This is a genomic window from Rhizobium gallicum bv. gallicum R602sp, assembly GCF_000816845.1.
GTDB classification, from domain to species: domain Bacteria; phylum Pseudomonadota; class Alphaproteobacteria; order Rhizobiales; family Rhizobiaceae; genus Rhizobium; species Rhizobium gallicum.
In genome coordinates, this window is the sequence record NZ_CP006877.1 from 2,731,117 (window position 1) to 2,751,349 (window position 20,233).

At 61.1% G+C, this 20,233-nt stretch carries 18 protein-coding genes and 1 pseudogene; 10 read left to right on the top strand and 9 right to left on the bottom strand.

Annotation, left to right across the window (positions count from 1 at the left end):
* Positions 1-188 precede the first annotated feature (188 nt).
* From RGR602_RS13555 to RGR602_RS13575, 5 genes and pseudogenes are all read right to left on the bottom strand, one after another.
* Positions 189-656 carry an SRPBCC family protein gene (locus RGR602_RS13555; RefSeq protein WP_039845545.1) on the bottom strand — a complete coding sequence of 156 codons (468 nt, stop codon included), beginning with the start codon at positions 654-656 and terminating at the stop codon, positions 189-191.
* Positions 657-759: 103 nt separating this feature from the next.
* Positions 760-2,019, bottom strand: coding sequence for an RNA polymerase sigma factor (locus RGR602_RS13560; protein ID WP_039845546.1), 1,260 nt, complete (start codon positions 2,017-2,019; stop codon positions 760-762).
* The gene (locus RGR602_RS13565; RefSeq protein WP_022714124.1) at positions 2,016-2,390 is read right to left on the bottom strand and encodes a YciI family protein; all 375 of its coding nucleotides are present in this window, start codon (positions 2,388-2,390) and stop codon (positions 2,016-2,018) included. The genes RGR602_RS13560 and RGR602_RS13565 overlap by 4 nt, the downstream gene beginning before the upstream one ends.
* A 140-nt stretch (positions 2,391-2,530) precedes the next feature.
* Positions 2,531-3,083, bottom strand: a pseudogene (locus RGR602_RS13570) (TetR/AcrR family transcriptional regulator).
* 15 nt (positions 3,084-3,098) lie between these two features.
* A complete protein-coding gene (locus tag RGR602_RS13575; RefSeq protein ID WP_052451555.1) occupies positions 3,099-3,500 on the bottom strand; it encodes a nuclear transport factor 2 family protein in 402 nt (133 codons plus the stop codon).
* A 216-nt stretch (positions 3,501-3,716) separates the two neighbouring features.
* Here RGR602_RS13575 and RGR602_RS13580 point away from each other — a divergent pair, with 216 nt between their 5' ends.
* On the top strand, positions 3,717-4,742 hold the full coding sequence (locus RGR602_RS13580; protein ID WP_039845547.1) for an acyltransferase family protein: 1,026 nt from the start codon (positions 3,717-3,719) through the stop codon (positions 4,740-4,742).
* Between the two features lie 29 nt (positions 4,743-4,771).
* Here RGR602_RS13580 and glpK read toward each other — a convergent pair whose 3' ends face one another.
* Positions 4,772-6,265: a glycerol kinase GlpK gene (gene glpK / locus RGR602_RS13585; protein ID WP_039846864.1), complete on the bottom strand. Its 1,494-nt coding sequence runs from the start codon at positions 6,263-6,265 to the stop codon at positions 4,772-4,774.
* A 209-nt stretch (positions 6,266-6,474) separates the two neighbouring features.
* On the opposite strand from glpK, the gene RGR602_RS13590 reads away from it, so the two are divergent.
* The 4 genes from RGR602_RS13590 to xdhC all read left to right on the top strand — a co-directional run bounded on the left by RGR602_RS13590 (position 6,475) and on the right by xdhC (position 12,255).
* A complete protein-coding gene (locus tag RGR602_RS13590; protein WP_039845548.1) occupies positions 6,475-7,251 on the top strand; it encodes a 3-hydroxybutyrate dehydrogenase in 777 nt (258 codons plus the stop codon).
* Between the two features lie 29 nt (positions 7,252-7,280).
* Positions 7,281-8,747 (top strand): xanthine dehydrogenase small subunit, encoded by a 1,467-nt coding sequence (gene xdhA, locus RGR602_RS13595; protein WP_039845549.1) that lies wholly within the window; start codon positions 7,281-7,283, stop codon positions 8,745-8,747.
* Positions 8,748-8,906: 159 nt separating this feature from the next.
* Positions 8,907-11,246: a xanthine dehydrogenase molybdopterin binding subunit gene (gene xdhB / locus RGR602_RS13600; RefSeq protein WP_039845550.1), complete on the top strand. Its 2,340-nt coding sequence runs from the start codon at positions 8,907-8,909 to the stop codon at positions 11,244-11,246.
* 196 nt (positions 11,247-11,442) lie between these two features.
* Positions 11,443-12,255 carry a xanthine dehydrogenase accessory protein XdhC gene (xdhC, locus tag RGR602_RS13605; RefSeq protein WP_039845551.1) on the top strand — a complete coding sequence of 271 codons (813 nt, stop codon included), beginning with the start codon at positions 11,443-11,445 and terminating at the stop codon, positions 12,253-12,255.
* On the opposite strand, the gene RGR602_RS13610 is transcribed toward xdhC, so the two are convergent.
* Positions 12,231-12,434, bottom strand: coding sequence for a hypothetical protein (locus tag RGR602_RS13610; protein WP_039846865.1), 204 nt, complete (start codon positions 12,432-12,434; stop codon positions 12,231-12,233). The genes xdhC and RGR602_RS13610 overlap by 25 nt on opposite strands.
* 102 nt (positions 12,435-12,536) lie before the next feature.
* Here RGR602_RS13610 and RGR602_RS13615 point away from each other — a divergent pair, with 102 nt between their 5' ends.
* Positions 12,537-13,433 carry a LysR substrate-binding domain-containing protein gene (locus RGR602_RS13615; RefSeq protein WP_039845552.1) on the top strand — a complete coding sequence of 299 codons (897 nt, stop codon included), beginning with the start codon at positions 12,537-12,539 and terminating at the stop codon, positions 13,431-13,433.
* A 7-nt stretch (positions 13,434-13,440) separates the two neighbouring features.
* Here RGR602_RS13615 and RGR602_RS13620 read toward each other — a convergent pair whose 3' ends face one another.
* On the bottom strand, positions 13,441-13,773 hold the full coding sequence (locus RGR602_RS13620; RefSeq protein ID WP_022714113.1) for a hypothetical protein: 333 nt from the start codon (positions 13,771-13,773) through the stop codon (positions 13,441-13,443).
* Between the two features lie 544 nt (positions 13,774-14,317).
* Between RGR602_RS13620 and RGR602_RS13625 the strand changes: the two genes are divergently transcribed.
* Together RGR602_RS13625 and guaD are read left to right on the top strand one after the other, a co-directional pair.
* The gene (locus RGR602_RS13625) at positions 14,318-15,556 is read left to right on the top strand and encodes a urate hydroxylase PuuD (RefSeq protein WP_039845553.1); all 1,239 of its coding nucleotides are present in this window, start codon (positions 14,318-14,320) and stop codon (positions 15,554-15,556) included.
* A complete protein-coding gene (gene guaD, locus RGR602_RS13630) occupies positions 15,553-16,911 on the top strand; it encodes a guanine deaminase (RefSeq protein WP_052451556.1) in 1,359 nt (452 codons plus the stop codon). The genes RGR602_RS13625 and guaD overlap by 4 nt, the downstream gene beginning before the upstream one ends.
* Before the next feature lie 154 nt (positions 16,912-17,065).
* On the opposite strand, the gene RGR602_RS13635 is transcribed toward guaD, so the two are convergent.
* On the bottom strand, positions 17,066-17,914 hold the full coding sequence (locus RGR602_RS13635) for a LysR family transcriptional regulator (protein WP_039845554.1): 849 nt from the start codon (positions 17,912-17,914) through the stop codon (positions 17,066-17,068).
* A gap of 95 nt (positions 17,915-18,009) precedes the next feature.
* Between RGR602_RS13635 and RGR602_RS13640 the strand changes: the two genes are divergently transcribed.
* Positions 18,010-18,975, top strand: coding sequence for a quinone oxidoreductase family protein (locus RGR602_RS13640; protein WP_039845555.1), 966 nt, complete (start codon positions 18,010-18,012; stop codon positions 18,973-18,975).
* A 76-nt stretch (positions 18,976-19,051) separates the two neighbouring features.
* On the top strand, positions 19,052-20,194 hold the full coding sequence (locus RGR602_RS13645; RefSeq protein WP_039845556.1) for an alpha-hydroxy acid oxidase: 1,143 nt from the start codon (positions 19,052-19,054) through the stop codon (positions 20,192-20,194).
* Positions 20,195-20,233 lie beyond the last annotated feature (39 nt).

Here is a 20,233-nt window from a genome sequence, read left to right on the forward strand (position 1 = left end):
GCCGGCTGGATTCCCGTGCTCGTCACAAGAACAGCCGCGGCACGTCGGCGGGCGAAAAACTCGCATTTCTACTGTAAGATAAATCACTTCGCAGCTTCAACGGAATCACTTTCCGAACAGCTTTACAATGATACCGACCGGTCAGGAGAGCAGCGTTCAGCACCGATCTCCTGCTCCATTGCGGAAAGTCAGATGCGGGCCAGAAGCTCGGCGAGCTGATCGGCAGCCTTGCCCCAGCCTTCGTGGAAGCCCATCTTTTCGTGCTCTTCCTTGTCTTCGGCCCGCCAATGCAGTGCCTTGGCGGTGTACTTGGTCCGGCCGTTGCCGAGGTCTTCGAGAAGCACCAAGGCGGTCATGAAGGGTTTTTCGGAGGGAACCCAGGCGCTGGTATAGGCGTCAGTCAGGACGATCTTCTCGTTTTCGACGACTTCCAGATAGACGCCGTGGTTTGGAAATTCCTGGCCTTCCGGGCTGCGCATGACGACAAGGCTCGAACCGCCCGGGCGAACGTCGCTTTCGACCTTGGACACGGTCCAGGGGCGCGGGACGAACCATTCCTTCATAAGTTCCGGATCGGTCCAGGCCTTGAATATCTTTTCGCGCGGGGCATCGAATTCGCGGACGAGAACGAGTTCATGTTTTGCATCGGCAATCATCTCAGCATTCCTCCTGTTGAACGAAACCTGTTTTCCATCAGGTTGTTACAAAGACGTGTCGCAATTTGCCGTTCCGACATCGCCCACGATTATTTCTTGAAGTTTATTTCGCAACCGGATGTGCCGGCTCGCTCTGCAGCTTGTCGATCTGCAGGCGGATGTGAGCCGCTTCGGCAGCTGAATTTGCAAGCGCGATCGCGCGGTCGAAGGCTTCGCGCGCCTCCCTCGCCCGGCCCATCTGCTTCAGCAGGCCGCCGCGCAGGCCATGAAAGTAGAAATAGCCGTCGAGCTTTTCACCGAGCGTTTCGACAAGCCGCAAGGCCTCCTCCGGTCCCTTAAGCTTCGAAATCGCAACCGCCCGGTTGAGCGTGACGACCGGGGACGGCTGAAGGCGCTCGAGCACGCGGTAGAGCAGATCGATCTCTTCCCAGTCCGTGTCTTCGGCTCGCTTCGCCCGGGAATGAATAGCCGCAATTGCCGCCTGCAACTGATAGGGTCCGGGCCGGCGGTGGCGGATCGCCTTGTCGAGCAGATTCAGCGCTTCGTTGATCAAAGCATGATTCCAACGCGAGCGGTCCTGATCTTCGAGCAGTACCAGTTCGCCATTTGCCTCGAAGCGCGCGTCGCGCCGCGAGATCTGCAGCAGCATCAGCGCCAAGAGCCCCATGATCTCCGGCTCGCCCGGAAAGATGCGAAGCAGGAGGCGGCCGAGCCGGATCGCCTCATCGCTGAAGGCGGCCGCCTCGCGTTTCGGATCGCCCTGCGAATAGCCCTCGTTGAAGATCAGGTAGATCATCGTCGAGACGATCGAAAGACGCTCCGCCCGCTCCTCGGGACCCGGCGTCTCGAACGGCACGCCGGCTTTCGCAACGCGTGCCTTGGCGCGGGTAATCCGCTGCTCCATGGCACTTTCGCCGACGAGAAAGGCGCGCGCGATCTGCGGCACAGAGAGCCCGGAAACGATGCGCAATGCCAGCGCGATCTGCTGGGTGGCAGGCAGGTCGGGATGACAGCAGATGAAGAGCAGCCGCAGGATATCGTCGCGATAGTTGGATTCGTCCAGCCGGTCGGCAATATCGCTTTCGGCATCCTCCTTGTCGGAGATCAAGTCTTCGTCCGGCAACGCCTGGGTCTTTGCCTGTTTGCGCACTGCGTCGATACCGCTGTTGCGGCCGACGAAGATCAGCCATGCGGTCGGATCGCGCGGCGGGCCTTTTTCCGGCCAAGTGCGGATTGCCCGCAGACACGCCTCCTGAAACGCTTCTTCCGCAATGTCGAGATTGCGGAAGTAACGCAGCAGCGCGCCCAGCGCCTTCGGCCGGGCAGCAGTCAGCGCAACGTCGATCCAGGCGATATCCGTCATGTCGAGGCTTCTCCGGGCCGGAAAACGTAAAACGGCCGAATTTCATAGGACGTCGAGCCTGGATTGACCGCCGACAGCTCCTTCGAAAAAGCGATCGCCTCGTCCAGGGTCTCAAAATCAACGACGTAAAAACCGAGAAGCGCTTCCTTGGTTTCCGCGAAAGGACCGTCGAGCACGAGCGGTTCTTCCTTGCCCTTGCGCACGGTGGTCGCCGCCGTCGTCGGCATCAGCCGGCCCGTCGGACCGAGCCTTCCAGCCTGAGCAACGGGGGCCTGCACGGCATGGAGCTTCGCCATGACGGCGTCTTCCTCCTCCTTGGACCAGGAGAAAACGGTCTCTTCATTGGCATAGCAAAGGATTGCGTAAAGCATCTTCCACTCCTCTTCCTCAATGACGAAGAAGTAACCCGGTATCCGACAGGACGCAGCAAAAATTATCGTTGAGAAGATCGGCAAGCCGTATGGTGAAAGACCCGTGAGCGCGGGCAGCAGCGTTGCCGCACCGGCCATGTTCAAGACGTGATCAATCGCTTCGCCATCTGATCCAGCGCCCGCTTGAAAAGGCCTTGTCATCGAGCGCACGCGACAGCACAAGAGCCGCCTGTATTCCAAGCACGGCGTTCTCCGCCGTCGCCCTCGCCTCGTTGGCCGGGCGGCCGCTGCGGACAAGGGCACCGGCGAGCGCATCGATCCAGCGCTGGAAATAGCCGTTGATGGTGGCCGCAAATCGATCACGGGTTTCATCCAGCGCGAAGGCGCCGACCAGGCAGATACGGCCGCCGGAGCGGAAATAGGCGTCGGCGTTCTTCCACATTGCCGCGATCGCTTCGGCAGGATCTTCGCGGCGCAGGGCTCGTAAACGAATTGTTCGAACCAAGTGTCGACATCGGCGAGTACGGCGGCTGCCATCTCTTCCTTTCCACCGGGAAAGAAGTGATAGAGGCTGCCCTTGCCGATGCCAGTCCGCTCAGTGATCCGGCTCAGCGTCGCTCCTTCGAAGCCCAGCTCGCGGAAGATTTCCGCAAGCAGCGGCACCACGTCAGCGCGTTCGTAGAGCGTTCTCAGAGCTGCCACCTTCCTTCAAAGACCAAGGTCGGAGGGGCCGGGATGATCATCTGGCCGCCGGCCGAGCGGCCAGTGGAATTTGCGGTCCGATTCCTTGATCGGCAGATCGTTGATGCAAGCGAAACGCCGCTGCATCAAGCCCTCTGCATCGAATTCCCAGTTCTCGTTGCCGTAGGAGCGAAACCAGTTGCCGCTGTCGTCATGCCACTCATAGCGCACGGCAATGCGGTTCTCGCCGAAGGTCCAGAGCTCCTTGATCAGGCGATAATCCAGCTCCTTTGCCCATTTGCGCGCAAGGAACGCAACAATCTCGGCGCGGCCGTTTATGAATTCCGCCCGGTTCCGCCAGCTGCTGTCCGGCGTATAGACGAGCGATACCCTTTCCGGATTGCGGCTGTTCCAGCCGTCTTCTGCCATGCGGATTTTCTGCGTTGCGGTTTCCAGTGTGAAAGGCGGGACGCGTGCACTCGTGATCACCTCCTGTACTGATGAGAATGCATTGTACCATTACAGAATTGGCAACGAGCCCTGCTGCGCATTTCATCCCCTGATAGAGATTGGCGATACGCCCACGCTTTTGACGCATTTCGTCTATTTGTTTCCTGCTGCAGTGCACGGTCGAGAGAGGGAACCATGCGGCAGGAAAAGACCCGCATCGATTGGCTCGACATCGCCAAGGGGATGTCGATCATCCTCGTGGTCATCTACCACACGCTCCTCTACCACGACTTCCACGAGATTGCGCCGGACCTTTATGCCCGCATCAGCGGCATCATGACGCCGATCCGGATGCCGCTGTTTTTCACCGTCTCCGGCTTTCTTGCGGCATCGGCCGTACAGGCGCCCTGGCGCGACTTCCTGAGCCGGAAGATCTGGCTGCTCATCTATCTCTTCGCCGTCTGGAGCACCGCGCGCTGGCTGTTCTTCCACTATATCCAGACCAATGCCCTGGTACCGGCCGAAGGCAGCGATCCCTACCAGTTGATCGAGATGTGGTGGGCGCCCAATACAGGCATCTGGTTCATCTGGGCACTGGCAATCTTCATGGTCGCCACGAAGCTTCTTTCTTCCGCCCATCATGCGACGTCGATCGCGATCGCCGCCATGGTCTCGATCCTGACTTTCGGCGAGCATCTGCAGATCGATCTCTTTACCCATCGCAATGTGCTGCAGTATTTCGTCTTCTTCCTCTTCGGTTGCTGGTACGGAAAATCCGTGGTCGGCACGATCACGCAGCGCCCGCTTCTGATGGCATTCGGCGGCTTCCTGCTGTTTGCGGCACTCTATCTGTTGCGCTGGCGGCTACAGGCCATCGAGAAAGGCAGTTGGGCGCTGATCTCTTCCATCGCCGGCCTGGCATGGCTTTGCGGAACCGCTGTACTGATGTCGCGGCTGCAGCCAGTTCGGCACGCTTTCGCCTATTTCGGGCGTAACACGCTTCCGGTCTATGTGACGCACGTCATGATTGCTTCCCTGCTTGTGGCGGCGATCGCAACGCTGGTGAAGGCGCACGCGGCAAGCGGTTATGTGACCGCACCTCTTGTCGTGATCATCGCGATCGGCCTGTCGCTCGCCATCAAGGCCGTTGCCGATCGCAGCGGCGCCGGCTGGCTCTACGTTCCCCCCGCAAGGCGCAAGCGGCAAGCAATTGCCGCTTAAAGCGGGCAATAGCTGCGCCAAGACGAACGCTAAACTTCGCTCAACGTCCGCTTTACAGCATTGCGCCATCCCTTGACCTTGGCGGCCCGCGTCTTCTCATCCATGTCCGGCTCGAAGCGCCGGTCGCGCTTCCACCTGGCGGAGAAGGTCTTGCGGTCGGGCCACACACCCGCCCTGCTCCCGGCAAGCCAGGCAGCACCGAGGGCGGTGGTTTCGAGGATGACCGGGCGATCGACGGGAGCTTCGAGCAAGTCTGCCAGCCGCTGCATCGTCCAGTCGGAGGCGACCATGCCACCGTCGACGCGCAGCACCGTGTCGTCCTTGCCGTTCTTCCAGTCCTTTTGCATGGCATCAAGCAGGTCGCGGGTCTGGTAGCACACGGCTTCGAGCGCCGCGCGGGCGAATTCGGCTGGACCGCTGTTGCGGGTGAGGCCGAAAATCGCGCCGCGCGCCTCCGGGTCCCAATGCGGCGCGCCAAGTCCGGTGAAGGCGGGGACGAGATAGACCTCTTGTGTCGGGTCGGCCCGTTCCGCAAGCTCGCCGGTCTTGGAAGCGCGGTCGATGATCCCGAGGCCGTCGCGCAGCCACTGCACGGCCGCGCCAGCAATGAAGATCGAGCCTTCGAGCGCGTAGGTCGTTTCGCCGTTTAGGCGGTAAGCGATCGTGGTAAGCAGCCGGTTCTTGGAGCGCACCAAGTCGGCGCCGGTGTTCAAGAGCGCGAAGCAGCCTGTGCCGTAGGTCGATTTCATCATGCCAGGCTCGAAGCAGGCCTGGCCGATGGTCGCGGCCTGCTGATCGCCGGCTACGCCGAGAATCGGGATCGCGGCGCCGAAGATCGAGGCATCGGCAACGCCGAACTCATCTGCACAGTCCTTCACCTGCGGCAGCATGGCGGCCGGCACGCGCAGGATTTCGAGCAGGTCTTCGTCCCATTTGTTCTCGGCGATATTGTACATCAGCGTGCGCGAGGCATTCGTGGCGTCGGTGACAAAGCTCTTGCCGCCGGTCAGCCGCCAGATCAGGAAGGTGTCGATGGTGCCAAAGCAAAGCTCGCCCTTGGCGGCACGCGCCCGTGCTCCCTTCACATTGGCCAGCAGCCAGGAAAGCTTGGTGCCCGAGAAATAGGGATCGAGGATCAGCCCGGTCTTCTTCGTGAACGTCTTTTCGAGGCCCTGGCGCTTGAGATTGTCGCAGTATCTCGCCGTGCGGCGGTCCTGCCAGACGATGGCGTTCTGGATCGGCTTGCCGGTCTCGCGTTCCCACACGACAACAGTCTCGCGCTGGTTGGTGATGCCAAGTGCCGCGATGTCCTTGGCTTCGATCTTCGCCTCGCGCAGCGCCATGTGGATGGTGGAGACCACCGAATCCCAGATCTCCTCCGGATCGTGTTCGACCCAGCCGGAACGCGGATAGATCTGCGTGAACTCCTTTTGGCCCGCGCCGGCGATCCTCATCTCGCTATCGAAAATGATCGCCCGCGTCGATGTCGTGCCCTGATCGATCGCCAAAACATATCCGCTCACGCCTGTCCCTCCCATGCGCATTGCCTTGTTGCAGAAATCAATAAGGCACCAAAGCGAACCTGAAAAGAAAATAAAACGAAAAAGAACCAGCGCTCGGCTGCTCTCTTTCCAGCCTGCAAATCGTCTCTCCCGCGCGATTGCCAGAAGCGCCGCTTTGGGCATAACCTTCGCGATATTGCGTCGCGAAAACAAGCCATAGGGAGTACAGCATGAAGAGAACCGTTGTCGTCACCGGATCCACCAGCGGCATTGGGCTTGCGATCGCCACCGCCTTTGCCCGAAAGGGCGACAATGTCGTCATCAACGGCTTCGGAAAGGCGGACGAAATCAAGGCGATAGTGGAACGGCTTGAATCGCTGTCCGAGGGAAATGCCCTCTACCACCCAGCGGATATGACGAAACCCGCGGAGATTGCAGACCTGATCGCCACGGCGGCGAAGACCTTTGGCACCGTCGACGTGCTGGTCAACAATGCCGGCATCCAGCATGTCGAGAAGATCGAGGATTTCCCGATCGAGAAATGGGACCAGATCATCGCCATCAACCTGTCGAGCTCGTTTCATACGATGCGCGCCGCCATCCCGCAGATGAAGGCGAAGAAGCATGGCCGCATCATCAATATCGCCTCGGCGCACGGCCTCGTCGCCTCGCCTTTCAAATCCGCCTATGTGGCCGCAAAACATGGTATATTAGGCCTGACGAAGACAGCGGCGCTCGAACTTGCCGAATTCGGCGTGACGGTAAACGCCATCTGCCCCGGCTATGTGCTGACGCCGCTCGTCGAAAAGCAGATACCGGATACCGCCAAGGCCCGCGGGATGACGGAGGAACAGGTAAAGACCGAGGTCATCCTCAAGGCCCAGCCGACGCGCGAATTCGTCAAGGCCGAGGAGATCGGCGCCATGGCGCTCTACCTCGCCAGTGACGACGCCCGGCAGGTGACCGGCACCCACATCTCGATTGACGGGGGCTGGACTGCGGCATAACCATTTCAAAAACAAGAACAAGGAACAACATGAAAGACAGCATCCGCTTCATCCTCAACGGCGAGGACATCACGCTGAGCGATGTCTACCCCTCCGAGACGCTTCTCGATTTTCTGCGGTTGAGGCGCCGGCTGACCGGCACGAAGGAAGGATGCGCCGAGGGTGATTGCGGCGCCTGCACGGTGCTCGTTGGCCGCTTGCTCGACGGCAAGCTCTTCTATGAGACGGTCAATGCCTGTATTCGCTTCTTAGGATCGCTGAACGGCACGCATGTCGTCACCGTCGAGCATCTGGCCGCCAGGAACGGCACGCTGCATCCGGTACAGCAGGCGATGGTGGACTACCACGGTTCGCAATGCGGTTTCTGCACGCCGGGCTTCGTGATGTCGCTCTATGGCCTCTGGCTTTCCAACGAAAAACCCGGACGGCCCGAGATCGAAAAGGCGCTTCAGGGCAATCTCTGTCGCTGCACCGGTTACGAGCCGATCGTCAAGGCGGCCGAAGCCGTCGGCCGTGCGCGTCCGAGCACGCTCTTTGATCCGCTCGAAAAGACCCGCTCTGAAATCGTCTCCAGGCTCTGGGCGATGCAGACACGCGAAACGATCACCATTGTTTCCGGCGAGGACCGGCTGATCGTTCCCGGCTCGGTCGAGGCGTTGGCGCGCGTTCTGGCCGATGAACCGCAGGCAACCGTCATCGCCGGTTCCACCGATGTCGGACTCTGGGTGACGAAACAGATGCGCGCCTTGAGTCCTGCCATCTTCATCAATCACCTGAACGAACTGCAGGCGATCAAGACCACGGATGGCGGCGTGACGATCGGTGCGGGCGTCACCTATACCAAGGCTTTCGAAATCCTTGCGCCGAAGCTACCGACGCTCGGCAATCTCATCAACCGCATCGGCGGCGAACAGGTGCGCAACATGGGTACGATTGGCGGCAATATCGCCAACGGTTCGCCGATCGGTGACAGCCCGCCGCCTTTGATCGCGCTTGGCGCCACGCTGAAGCTGCGCTGTGCAACGGGCACGCGCATGCTGCGGCTCGAGGATTATTTTATCGACTACGGCAACCAGGACCGCAAGCCTGGCGAATTCGTCGAGAGCGTCTTCATGCCCTACCCGGCCGAAGGCAGCCAGTTCGCGGTCTACAAGATCACCAAACGCCGCGATGAGGACATCACTGCCGTGCTCGGCGCCTTCTATCTAACACTCGATGAGGCAGGCGACGTCAACGACATCCGCATCGCCTTCGGCGGCATGGCCGGAACGCCGAAGCGCGCCCGCACCGTCGAATCCGATCTCATCGGCAAACCGTGGAACGAGGAAACGGTCGACAGGGCACGCGACGCCTTCGACGCCGATTTCCAGCCGCTGAGCGACTGGCGCGCCACCGCCGAATACCGGCAACTGACGGCAAAGAACCTGCTGAGGCGCTTTTACCTGGAAACGGTTGGAACGCCAGTGGAATTGAAGCGGTTCGAGGGGGTGGCGTGATGACGATCATCAACATCGTCGCAAGCGGCCCCCCTCATCCGGCTGCCGCCACCTTCTCCCCGCCGGGGCCGTCATGCTCGGGCTTAAGCCGAGCACCCACGCCTGAGCAGCGAGAGCCGGCACCAAACGCCAGTGCAGGCAACTCGGAGGAGCCATCTGATGGATAAATCCACCTTCGACACCGCCAAGGTCATCATCAGCGGTCCCATGCACAGCGCGCTGAAACATGATTCAGCGCATAAGCATGTCACCGGAACTGCCGATTATATCGACGATATTCCGGAACCCGCGGGCCTGCTGCACGGCGCGCTCGGAATGTCCGAGCGCGCCCATGCCGAGATCCTCAGCATGGACCTTTCCGAAGTCCGCCGGCACCCCGGCGTCCTTTGGGTCTTCACCGGCAAGGACGTGCCGGGCGTCAACGACGTCAGTTCAAATGGCAGCCATGACGAGCCGCTGCTTGCCGAAACCGAGGTCGAGTTCCACGGCCAGCCGGTCTTTGCGGTGATCGCCGAGACCCGCGATGCAGCACGGAAGGCCGCACAGAAGGCGAAGATCGAGTATCGCGATCTGCCGCACTGGAGCGATATCGACGGCGCGCTCGAAAACGGCAGCCCGCTCGTCATCGCGCCGATGACACTGCAGCGCGGCGATGCCAAGGCCGAGATGGACAATGCCCCGCACCGGCTGAAGGGCCAAATACGCATCGGCGGGCAGGAGCATTTTTACCTCGAAGGCCACGTCGCCATGGCGATCCCCGGCGAGGACGACGAGGTGACCGTCTGGTCCTCCACGCAGCATCCGAGCGAAATCCAGCATATCGTCGGCCACGTGCTGAACATTCCGTCGAATGCCGTTACGGTGAATGTGCGCCGCATGGGCGGCGGCTTCGGCGGCAAGGAAACGCAGGGCAACCAGTTTGCAGCGCTTGCCGCCATCGCCGCCAAAAAGCTGAAACGTGCCGTTAAATTCCGCCCCGACCGCGACGAGGACATGAGCGCCACGGGCAAGCGCCACGACTTCCTGGTGGATTACGAGCTCGCCTTCGACAATGAAGGCCGCATCCACGCTGTCGACGCAACCTATGCGGCGCGCTGCGGCTTCTCGTCGGACCTGTCCGGCCCGGTGACGGACCGCGCCCTATTCCATGCCGATTCCAGCTATTTCTATCCGCATGTGCATCTGACCTCGATGCCGCTGAAGACGCATACCCCCTCGAATACTGCCTTCCGCGGCTTCGGAGGGCCGCAGGGCATGTTGGGAGCCGAGCGCTTCATCGAAGAGATCGCTTATGCGATTGGCAAGGACCCGCTCGAAATCCGCAAACTGAACTTCTACGGCCAGCCCGGTTCCGGCCGCACGACGACGCCCTACCACCAGGAAGTTGAAGACAACATCATCCTGCGCATCGTCGAGGAATTGGAGGAGCGCGCCAATTACCAGGCCCGCCGCAATGCCATCATCGGCTTCAACCGCGACAGCCGCTACATCCGCAAGGGCATTGCGCTGACGCCCGTGAAATTCGGCATCTCCTTCACGATGACGGCCTTCAACCAGGCGGGCGCCCTGGTGCATATCTATCAGGACGGTTCGATCCACCTGAACCATGGCGGCACGGAGATGGGCCAGGGCCTTTATACCAAGGTGGCGCAGGTGCTGTCCGAAAGCTTCCAGGTCGATATCGACCGCGTGAAGATCACCGCGACGACCACCGGCAAGGTTCCGAACACGTCTGCGACCGCCGCCTCCTCCGGTTCCGACCTGAACGGCATGGCCGCCTATGACGCTGCGCGGCAGATCAAGGAGCGGCTCGTTGCCTTCGCCGCAGACAAATGGAGCATCGATCCGGCAGAAATCGTCTTTTTGCCGAACCGGGTGCGCGTCGGCGAGAAGGAAATCCCCTTCCCCGATTTCATCAAGCAGGCTTATTTCGCCCGCGTGCAGCTCTCGGCAGCGGGCTTCTACAAGACGCCGAAAATCCACTGGGATCGGGCAGCAGGGCGCGGCACGCCGTTCTATTATTTCGCCTACGGCGCCGCCTGCAGCGAAGTCTCGATCGACACACTGACCGGCGAATACTTGATTGACCGCACCGACATCCTGCACGACGTCGGCCGCTCGCTGAATCCGGCGATCGACATCGGCCAGGTGGAAGGCGGCTTTGTGCAGGGTATGGGCTGGCTGACGACGGAAGAACTCTGGTGGGACGACAAGGGCCGGCTGCGCACGCATGCGCCCTCGACCTACAAGATCCCGCTTGCCTCCGACCGGCCGAAGATCTTCAACGTCCGTCTCGCCGAATGGTCGGAGAATGCCGAGCCCACCATCGGCCGCTCGAAGGCCGTTGGCGAACCGCCGCTCATGCTGGCGATCTCCGTGCTCGAAGCACTCTCGATGGCGGTGGCCAGCGTCGCCGACTACAAGGTCTGCCCACGGCTCGACGCCCCGGCAACGCCGGAGCGGGTACTGATGGCGGTGGAGCGGATGAAGCGGGTGTGAGAGTGGCTGGCTCACTAATGCCTCAAGCCAAGGTGAATAAGCGGGGGAGCAAGACTTGCCCGGCTAGAGGCGATGGCTCCCGGCAATCAGCAGGCTGCGGCAATTCGCCCATCGTTTGGCGGCAAGCCCGCACCATTTCGATCTTTCCCCTTGTGAGGGAGGTGTCACGCAGGACAGAGGGGAGTGCTTTCGCGCCATGACGTCCTCTTTCCTCGCCTTTACGAGCGCACACCCCGCCATCATCCTCGTCGACATTGTCGAAACCCAAGGCTCCACGCCGCGCGAAGCCGGCACCTTCATGCTCGTCGCCGAAAATGCCACCTGGGGCACGATCGGCGGCGGGCAGTTGGAGTTCATGGTGATCCGCAACGCACGAGACCTGCTTATAGGCAGCGGCAGGGCGACCATGAATGTTCCGCTTGGGCCGGAGATCGGGCAATGCTGCGGCGGGCGTGCTGAGTTGCGGTTCCGGCGGGTGACGGATGATCTGATGACAGAGCTGAAAGCACGGCAAGCCGAAGAAACGTCACGCCTTCCGGAGGTCTATCTTTTCGGCGCAGGCCATGTCGGGCATGCGCTCGCGGCCGCACTTGCGCCGCTGCCGCTCTTCGTGACAGTGGTCGAGACGCGTAAGGAAGAGCTTGCTGACCTGCCATCGGAAGCGAAGACGCAGCTTACGCCGATGCCGGAAGCGCTGGTGAAGGAAATGCCCGCGGGCTCGGCCGTCGTCATCCTGACGCACGACCATGCGTTGGACTTTCTGATCGCCCGCGAGGCGCTGGCGAGAACCGATCTTGCCTATACCGGCATGATCGGCTCGGCCACGAAACGGGCAACCTTTGCAAACTGGCTTTCGCGCGAAGGCGGCGAACGGAACTGGCTCGACCGCCTCACGCTGCCGATCGGCGGCTCGGTTGTCAGGGACAAGCGGCCGGAAGTGATCGCCGCCATGACCGCTGCCGAAATACTGACGGCACTTTCGGCCTATCGGCACAGATCGCTCTCGTAACGGGGATCGCGCCCGTCCAGGAAGCCAAGATCGCGCTTCACGCGATCGGGAATGCCGTCGAGATCGAGCCGCGACGGGTGGAATATCTTGCCAAAAGCCCACCCTGTCACGCCTGAAACAAGTGACAAAAGCGAAAGATTGACGAGATTTTTGTTCTCTTCGATAGCATGGCAATCCATGACCTCACCCTTGTTCAACTGATGCTATGGCTTGCAGATTGCCGCTAAAAATGCTGCAATTCCAATCGAACAACCGTCTATGTGCATAAAGAGAACTTATCCATGAAGCTGTCGAAACAGTTCGCGTTGAATGCGCTGCGCGTCTTCGAAGCCGTGGCGCGGCTCGGCAGCTTCACGAAGGCGGGCGAAGAGCTCGGCATGACGCAGACGGCTGTGAGTTACCAGGTGAAACTGCTGGAGGAGAGTATCGGCGAACCGCTGTTCCTGCGCCGCCCGCGCCAGATCAGCCTGACGGATACCGGCGAACGGCTGGCGCCGAGGGTGACGGAGGGTTTTGCCGTCCTGAGCGAAGCAGTCGCCTCCGTCAGCGCCGCAGCAGAAGAAATGCTGCTTATCCACTCGACTCCGACCTTTGCGGCGCAGTGGCTGGCGAGACACATAGGCTCGTTTCACCTGAAATATCCGAGCACTGCGGTAAGATTGAAAACCTCAGACACGCTGATCGATTTTTCGCGCGAGTCCGCGGACCTTGCACTGCGCAGCGGCAAAGGCAACTGGCCGGGCCTGCGTTCCCATATGCTGATGAAGGTGACGTTTACACCGATGCTGGCGCCCGCATTGGCCGAGTCGATCGGCGGCATCCATTCACCGTCCGACCTGCTGAAGCTGCGGCTTATCGATGCCGGAGACCCTTGGTGGCTCCAGTGGTTCACCGAGGCCGGCGTACCAAACCCCGATCTTGCCGGTCGTCCCCGCTCAAGGCTCGGCGCGCAGTCCTTTGAAGCAAGTGCCGCAATTGCCGGCCAAGGCGTTGCGATCCTGACGCCGGAATTTTATTCGGACGATCTCGCCGCTGGCAGGCTCTGCCAGCCCTTCGACCTCGTCTGCTACGACGGCGCCGACTACTGGCTCGCCTATCCGGAAAGCCGAAGGAATGTGCCGAAGATCCGGGCCTTCCGGAACTGGATCATCGGCGAGATGGACGCGCACGCTCTTTGAGCGGCGCTCAATAGCCCATTTCCGGCGCGTAGAAGCAGCGCGGCGTGTCCTCGTTCGGGAACAGGCAGAGGTGATATTCGCCATCGCCGGATTGCATCGCCTTTGTCATCGGCAGCATGAAGACATGCGCCCGCGTCACCAGCCGGTGGTCGCCGGGCAACAGCGTCACCCGATACCCTCTGGGCGTCACCTTGACGCTTTTTGAAGGAATCATCTGGCAATCGCCAGTATGGTTGTCGCCGTTACAACAGAAGGGTTCGTAAGACCAACCCGCTGGCGCGTCGTGGGCACTCACACTCGACGCGAACGCAATCATCACACCTGCCAGAATGCTGCGCATGGGCATCTTCTCCGTCGATGAATGCGCCGCCTCAATGCGGTTTCCACCTCATCCTGGCGGCCCATAATGGTAATTGTAACCGGGTCGTGACATTTCAAGGATCACTAAATTCTGCAGTGCAACATACTCAAACCAGACGTGCTGCCTTAAACCGTCCGCAAGTTTCAATGACCTCACGGTGACATAATCCATGCTGACGGAGACCGAATTGAGGCTTATCGTGCGGAAATGCGTGACGGCAATGCTCTCGGGGTCAGCCTCAATCGCGGCCGCGTCGAATGATCGGTGTTACCCGTTTGAGACGCTCGGCAGAACTCGACTTTTTGGCAACCCTGCTTCGATCAAGCCACTCCTGACCATTGAACTGCCAGAAATTTCACAGAAATGAATTGCGCGGGACGGCAAATCCGCTGCCTTCATAATAATCGAGGGAAACAATCGCCGATACGTGCTCCTCGGCAAGGCAAGCGGCTGGCGTCTTACCCCTTCCCTCCCGGCGCAACTTTCTGCAATGTGGCGAGTCGGAGGAAGACAGGGGAACTGAATGTATGAATATGCCATAGCGTGGGAATGGCTGGCTTTTGCGACACGCTGGTTTCACGTCATCACCGCGATCGCCTGGATTGGCTCGTCCTTCTATTTCATCGCGCTTGATCTCGGGCTCATGAAGCATCCGCATCTTCCGCCGGGCGCCTATGGCGAGGAGTGGCAGGTGCATGGCGGCGGCTTCTATCACATCCAGAAGTATCTGGTGGCGCCGGCGCAGATGCCGGAGCATCTGACCTGGTTCAAATACGAAAGCTACTTCACTTGGATCTCCGGCTTCCTGATGCTCTGCATCGTTTATTATGGCGGAGCCGACCTCTTCCTCATCGACCGCCATGTGCTGGACATCAGCGCGCCTGTCGCGATCCTGATCTCGCTCGCCTCGCTGGCCATCGGCTGGATCGTTTACGACCTGCTCTGCAAGTCGCCGCTCGGCAAAAACACCTGGGGCCTGATGGCGGTGCTCTATGGCGTGATCGTCTTCATGGCCTGGGGCTATACGCAACTCTTCACCGGCCGCGCCGCCTTCCTGCATCTCGGCGCCTTCACGGCGACAATCATGTCGGCCAACGTCTTTATGATCATCATTCCGAACCAGAAGATCGTCGTCGCCGACCTTATCGCCGGACGCACGCCGGACCCGAAATACGGCGCGGTCGCCAAGCAGCGCTCGCTACACAACAACTACCTGACGCTGCCAGTCATCTTCTTCATGCTGTCGAACCATTATCCGCTAGCCTTCGGCACCGCCTTCAACTGGGTGATCGCAGCCCTCGTCTTCCTGATGGGCGTCACCATCCGCCACTGGTTCAACACGACGCACGCACGCAAGGGGCGCCCGACCTGGACCTGGATCGCGACGGTCATCCTCTTCATCCTCATCATGTGGCTTTCGACGGTGCCCAAGGTGTTGACCGGTGGAAGCGAAACGGCTGCCGTCGCGCCGGCCTTCCAGCAGTTTACGGGTGATCCCCACTTCCCTGCGGTCAAGGAGGTGATCGGCACGCGCTGTTCGATGTGCCATGCCGCCGAGCCAGTCTATGAGGGCCTTTCCCGGCCGCCGAACGGCGTCATCTTCGAAAACGACGCGGAAATCGCGGCCCATGCGCGTGAAATCTATATACAGGCAGGCCGCAGCCATGCCATGCCGCCCGGCAACGTGACGGAAATCACGTCGGACGAGCGGAAACTGCTCGTCGCCTGGTTCGAAAGCGCAGTCGAAGGCAAACAGCAATGATGACGAAACTCCTGCGCGGGCGCCTGCTCTCGTTCAAGCGCGCGCCTCTCAGCGTCACTGATACGGACAGCTACCGCTACGAGAGCGACGGCGGCCTGCTGATCGAGGCAGGCAAGATCGCGGCGATCGGCGCCTATGGCGACATCAGGAAGAAGGCTGCGGCAGATGCGGTCGAGATCGACCACCGCCCATACCTCATTATGCCGGGCTTCATCGACACGCACCTGCATTTTCCGCAGATGCAGGTGATCGCCTCCTACGCAGCCGACCTGCTCGAATGGCTGAACACCTACACCTTCCCGGAAGAATGCCGCTTCGTCGAATCCGCGCATGCCGAAAAGATCGCGGCGCATTTCTACGACGAACTGGCCCGCCACGGCACGACGACGGCTGCCGCCTATTGCTCCGTCCATAAGACCTCCGCCGACGCTTACTTCTCGGAGGCCATGCGCCGCAACATGTGCATGGTCGGCGGCAAGGTGATGATGGACCGCAATGCCCCGCAGGGCCTGCTCGACACGCCTGAGATGGGCTATGACGAGACGCGGCAGGTGATTGCCGACTGGCACGGCAAGGGCCGAAACCACGTCGCCATCACCCCGCGCTTCGCCATCACTTCGACGCCGCAGCAGATGGCGGCGGCCCAGGCTCTCGCGCAGGAATTTCCGGACTTGCACATCCAGACGCATCTTTCGGAAAACCACGACGAGATCAGGTTTGCCTGCGAACTTTATCCGGACGCGATCGACTACACCGATATCTACGCCCGCTACGGCCTGCTGGGCCCGAAGAGCCTCTTCGGCCACTGCATTCACCTCTCCGAGCGCGAGGCAGATGCCATGAGCGAAGCCGGTTCGGTTGCAGTCCATTGCCCGACTTCGAACCTCTTCCTCGGCTCCGGCCTCTTCCCGCTGAAGGCACTGGCGCGCCGCGAAAAACCCGTCAGGATCGGCGTTGCCACCGACATCGGCGGCGGCTCCAGCTATTCGATGCTGCGCACCATGGACGAAGCCTACAAGATCCAGCAGCTCCTTGGCGAGCGCCTCAACCCGCTTGAAAGCTATTATTACATGACGCTCGGCAATGCGGAGGCGCTCTCGCTCACCGAGAGCATCGGCACCCTGGATGAAGGCACGGACGCCGATCTCGTCGTCCTGAACGCCGCGGCAACGCCTGCCATGGCGTTGAAGATGGACGTGGTGAAGACGCTGCCGGAAGAACTTTTCCTGCTCCAGACGATGGGCGACGACCGGGCGGTCGCGGAGACTTATGTGGCGGGCGAGGCAGCAAAGAGCAACCTCACTTTCCAAAGCAGGCAAGCTGCACATTCTCGCGACGCTGATCGATGCTTATGAGGCGTCACGCTCTCCAATCCATCTGCCCGACCCTTGAGCCGCAAGGACCTTCAACCGATGCTCGGCAAAATGATCCGCCGGCTGCATGAGCATCTCGAGGTTCCGACCGACACCTTGATCGTGCCGATCCGTACCAACAACGCGGCACAGGATATCAATACGACCAGCTTTTCTTCAAAGCCTCCATCACTGCGCGGATGATCGGGACATTCCTGATGTCGGAGTGAACGACAAGCCAGACTTCGCGCGCCAGCGGCTTGGGCTCCCGAACGGCCTTCACGAGGCCATCCAAGCCTGCAAGGAGGAAATTCGGCAGGAGGGCGACACCGCCGCCGGCTTTCGCGGCGGAAAGCTGGAACTCGAGGGTCGTGGCCTTGATGGACAGTTTTCGCCCGTTCGCCACCTCGAGCAGGCGAGTTGACTGCGGCGAACTCGACATGGTTTCGTCATAGGCGATGAAGTTCCAGTCCTCTTCCGGCACAGAAGCCAGATAAGTTGGCGCCGCATAGAAGCCAAAAGCCACGTCGCCAAGCTTGGTGATGGTGAAGTCGCCCTGTTCCGGCTTCGTCATGCGGACCGCGATGTCGGCCTCCCGCCGGTCGAGCGAGGCGTATCGCGTCTCGCCGACAATGGTGATGGCGATGTCCGGGTGGTTGCGCCGGAGCTGGACGAGCGGCCCGGCAAGCAGCGCGGCCGCAAGCGTCGGCGGTGCGCTTACCTTGACATCGCCGGCAAGCCTGCCGCCGGCAGCAAGGCTCACACGTTCGATTGCCCGGGCCTCCTCGCCCATGCGCTCGGCCATCGCCGCGACCCGTTGCCCCTCAGCCGTCAACAATATTCGCCGCCCGCGCCGGTCGACGAGCTTCACGCCCATCTGCGCCTCCAGGCCGGCGACGCGGCGAGCGACCGTCGCATGCTCCACGCCGAGCGAGCGGGCAGCGCCGAGCAAAGTGCCAGTCTGCGCCAAGGCCGCGAAATAGCGAAGATTTTCCCAATCGAACATTGATCATTTTTTCCCATCAATTGGCAGACAATAGGGAATTTCCGACCAACAGGCCATCGGCCATGATTGCTGCGACAGCAAATCGGAGCAGAGTCATGGACAAGATCGTTACAGTTCAGGCGCCGGGCGGTATCGAGCAATTGCAGGTGCTGGAGCACACACCGCAGCAGCCTGGCCCCAATGAGATCCGCATACGGCATGAAGCAATCGGCATGAATTTCGTCGACATCTACCATCGGAAGGGCATCTATCCCTTGCCAGCCTATCCGGCAGTCCTGGGCGTCGAGGGCGCGGGCATCGTAGAGGCTGTTGGTACCGGCGCCGTCGAGGTGAAGCCGGGTGACCGTGTTGCCTATGCCGGCGTAGTCGGCGCCTATGCGGCAACGCGCCTGCTCCCCGCCGCGCGCGCCATCCGACTTCCGGACGAAATTCCATCACGCCTCGCCGCAAGCTCGATGCTGAAGGGCATGACTGCCTACATGCTGCTGACGCAGACCTACAAGGTCTCCCCCGGCACGGTCGTCCTCGTGCATGCGGCAGCCGGCGGGCTCGGCGCCATTCTGGTTCAGTGGGCAAAGGATCTCGGAGCAACAGTTATCGGGACCGTCAGTTCAGCGCAAAAGGCAGTGCTCGCCCGCAATCATGGCGCCGACCACCTGATCGTCGGGCGCGACGCGGATGTCGTCGGCGAAGTGAAACGGCTGACTGGCGGCCGCGGCGTTGATGCCGCCTATGACGGCATCGGCGGCAGCATGCTATCCAAGACCATCCAATGCCTGCGGCCATTCGGCGTCGCCGCAACGATCGGCCAGGCCGGCGGCCCGATACCGCCTGTCGCTGTCGAGGAGCTGCGCCCCGGAAAATCTCTCGCCCATCCGAGCATCATCGCCTATGTCGCCGACCTCGATAACTACGCAGGGGCGGCCAAAGCCGTGGTCGAGATTCTGCGTTCCGGCATCACCGCAACGATTGCCGGAGAATACGCTTTGACCGACGCCGCCAAGGCGCAGCACCTCCTCGAAGAAGGACGTGCCGCGGGTAGTTTCATTCTTGTTCCATAGGCGACGAAAGAGATACCCACCGGCTTGGAAATCATGTTAAGGGCCACGGCACTATCCAGATGCGAAAGTCTCGTCCATGGCCACTCCTCTCACCATCGCTGACCTCAAGCAACTCGCCCAGCGCCGCGTGCCGAAAATGTTCTTCGACTATGCGGATTCCGGTGCCTGGACGGAGTCGACCTATCAGGCGAATGAGAACGATTATGCCAAGATCAAACTGCGCCAGCGTGTACTCGTCGACATGACGAACCGCACGCTGGAAACGACGATGATCGGCCAGAAAGTCTCGATGCCGGTGGCGCTCGCGCCAACCGGCTTGACGGGCATGCAGCATGCCGACGGCGAGATGCTGGCTGCACGGGCGGCCGAGGAATTCGGCGTTCCCTTCACGCTCTCGACCATGAGCATCTGCTCGATCGAGGATGTCGCCTCGGTGACGACGCGGCCGTTCTGGTTCCAGCTCTATGTGATGAAGGACAAGGACTTCGTCATGGATCTCATCAATCGCGCCAAGGCGGCCAGGTGCTCTGCGCTGGTGCTGACGGCTGACCTGCAGATCCTCGGCCAGCGGCATAAAGACCTGCGCAACGGCCTCTCCGCCCCGCCGAAATTCACGCCGAAGCATATCTGGCAGATGGCGACGCGCCCCTTCTGGTGCCTCGACATGCTGAAGACGAAGCACCGCACCTTCGGCAACATCGTCGGCCACGCCAAGAATGTCTCCGACCTCTCCTCGCTGTCTTCCTGGACGGCCGAGCAGTTCGATCCGCAGCTCTCCTGGGCCGACGTCGCGTGGATCAAGGAAAAGTGGGGCGGCCCGTTGATCATCAAGGGCATTCTCGATGTCGAGGACGCGAAGGCCGCAGCCGAGACGGGAGCCGACGCAATCGTCGTCTCCAACCATGGCGGCCGTCAGCTCGACGGCGCCCCTTCCTCGATCAGCATGCTCCCGCAGATCGTCGATGCCGTCGGACATAAGATCGAAATCCATCTCGACGGCGGCATCCGCTCCGGCCAGGACGTGCTGAAGGCCGTGGCGCTCGGCGCCAAGGGCACTTATATCGGCCGTCCCTTCCTCTACGGCCTCGGCGCCATGGGAAAAGAGGGCGTGACACTGGCGCTCGGGATCCTCCGCAAGGAGATGGACATCACCATGGCGCTCTGCGGCAAACGCGACATCAACGACGTCAACTCCTCTATCATCGTCGGACGGCAGTAGCGCTCGCAAGCTGAGGAACCGTCCCATTTCAAGTCATCG

What these genes read in the sequence shown, in the direction of transcription:
- RGR602_RS13560 (WP_039845546.1), bottom strand. Translation starts at nt 2,019, where the DNA reads ATGACGGATATCGCCTGGATCGACGTTGCGCTGACTGCTGCCCGGCCG.
- RGR602_RS13610 (WP_039846865.1), bottom strand. Translation starts at nt 12,434, where the DNA reads ATGGATTGCCATGCTATCGAAGAGAACAAAAATCTCGTCAATCTTTCG.
- RGR602_RS13625 (WP_039845553.1), top strand. Translation starts at nt 14,318, where the DNA reads ATGTATGAATATGCCATAGCGTGGGAATGGCTGGCTTTTGCGACACGC.
- xdhB (WP_039845550.1), top strand. Translation starts at nt 8,907, where the DNA reads ATGGATAAATCCACCTTCGACACCGCCAAGGTCATCATCAGCGGTCCC.
- xdhA (WP_039845549.1), top strand. Translation starts at nt 7,281, where the DNA reads ATGAAAGACAGCATCCGCTTCATCCTCAACGGCGAGGACATCACGCTG.
- RGR602_RS13640 (WP_039845555.1), top strand. Translation starts at nt 18,010, where the DNA reads ATGGACAAGATCGTTACAGTTCAGGCGCCGGGCGGTATCGAGCAATTG.
- RGR602_RS13575 (WP_052451555.1), bottom strand. Translation starts at nt 3,500, where the DNA reads ATGGCAGAAGACGGCTGGAACAGCCGCAATCCGGAAAGGGTATCGCTC.
- xdhC (WP_039845551.1), top strand. Translation starts at nt 11,443, where the DNA reads ATGACGTCCTCTTTCCTCGCCTTTACGAGCGCACACCCCGCCATCATC.
- RGR602_RS13555 (WP_039845545.1), bottom strand. Translation starts at nt 656, where the DNA reads ATGATTGCCGATGCAAAACATGAACTCGTTCTCGTCCGCGAATTCGAT.
- RGR602_RS13580 (WP_039845547.1), top strand. Translation starts at nt 3,717, where the DNA reads ATGCGGCAGGAAAAGACCCGCATCGATTGGCTCGACATCGCCAAGGGG.
- RGR602_RS13620 (WP_022714113.1), bottom strand. Translation starts at nt 13,773, where the DNA reads ATGCGCAGCATTCTGGCAGGTGTGATGATTGCGTTCGCGTCGAGTGTG.
- RGR602_RS13590 (WP_039845548.1), top strand. Translation starts at nt 6,475, where the DNA reads ATGAAGAGAACCGTTGTCGTCACCGGATCCACCAGCGGCATTGGGCTT.
- RGR602_RS13635 (WP_039845554.1), bottom strand. Translation starts at nt 17,914, where the DNA reads ATGTTCGATTGGGAAAATCTTCGCTATTTCGCGGCCTTGGCGCAGACT.
- RGR602_RS13645 (WP_039845556.1), top strand. Translation starts at nt 19,052, where the DNA reads ATGGCCACTCCTCTCACCATCGCTGACCTCAAGCAACTCGCCCAGCGC.
- RGR602_RS13615 (WP_039845552.1), top strand. Translation starts at nt 12,537, where the DNA reads ATGAAGCTGTCGAAACAGTTCGCGTTGAATGCGCTGCGCGTCTTCGAA.
- RGR602_RS13565 (WP_022714124.1), bottom strand. Translation starts at nt 2,390, where the DNA reads ATGCTTTACGCAATCCTTTGCTATGCCAATGAAGAGACCGTTTTCTCC.
- guaD (WP_052451556.1), top strand. Translation starts at nt 15,553, where the DNA reads ATGATGACGAAACTCCTGCGCGGGCGCCTGCTCTCGTTCAAGCGCGCG.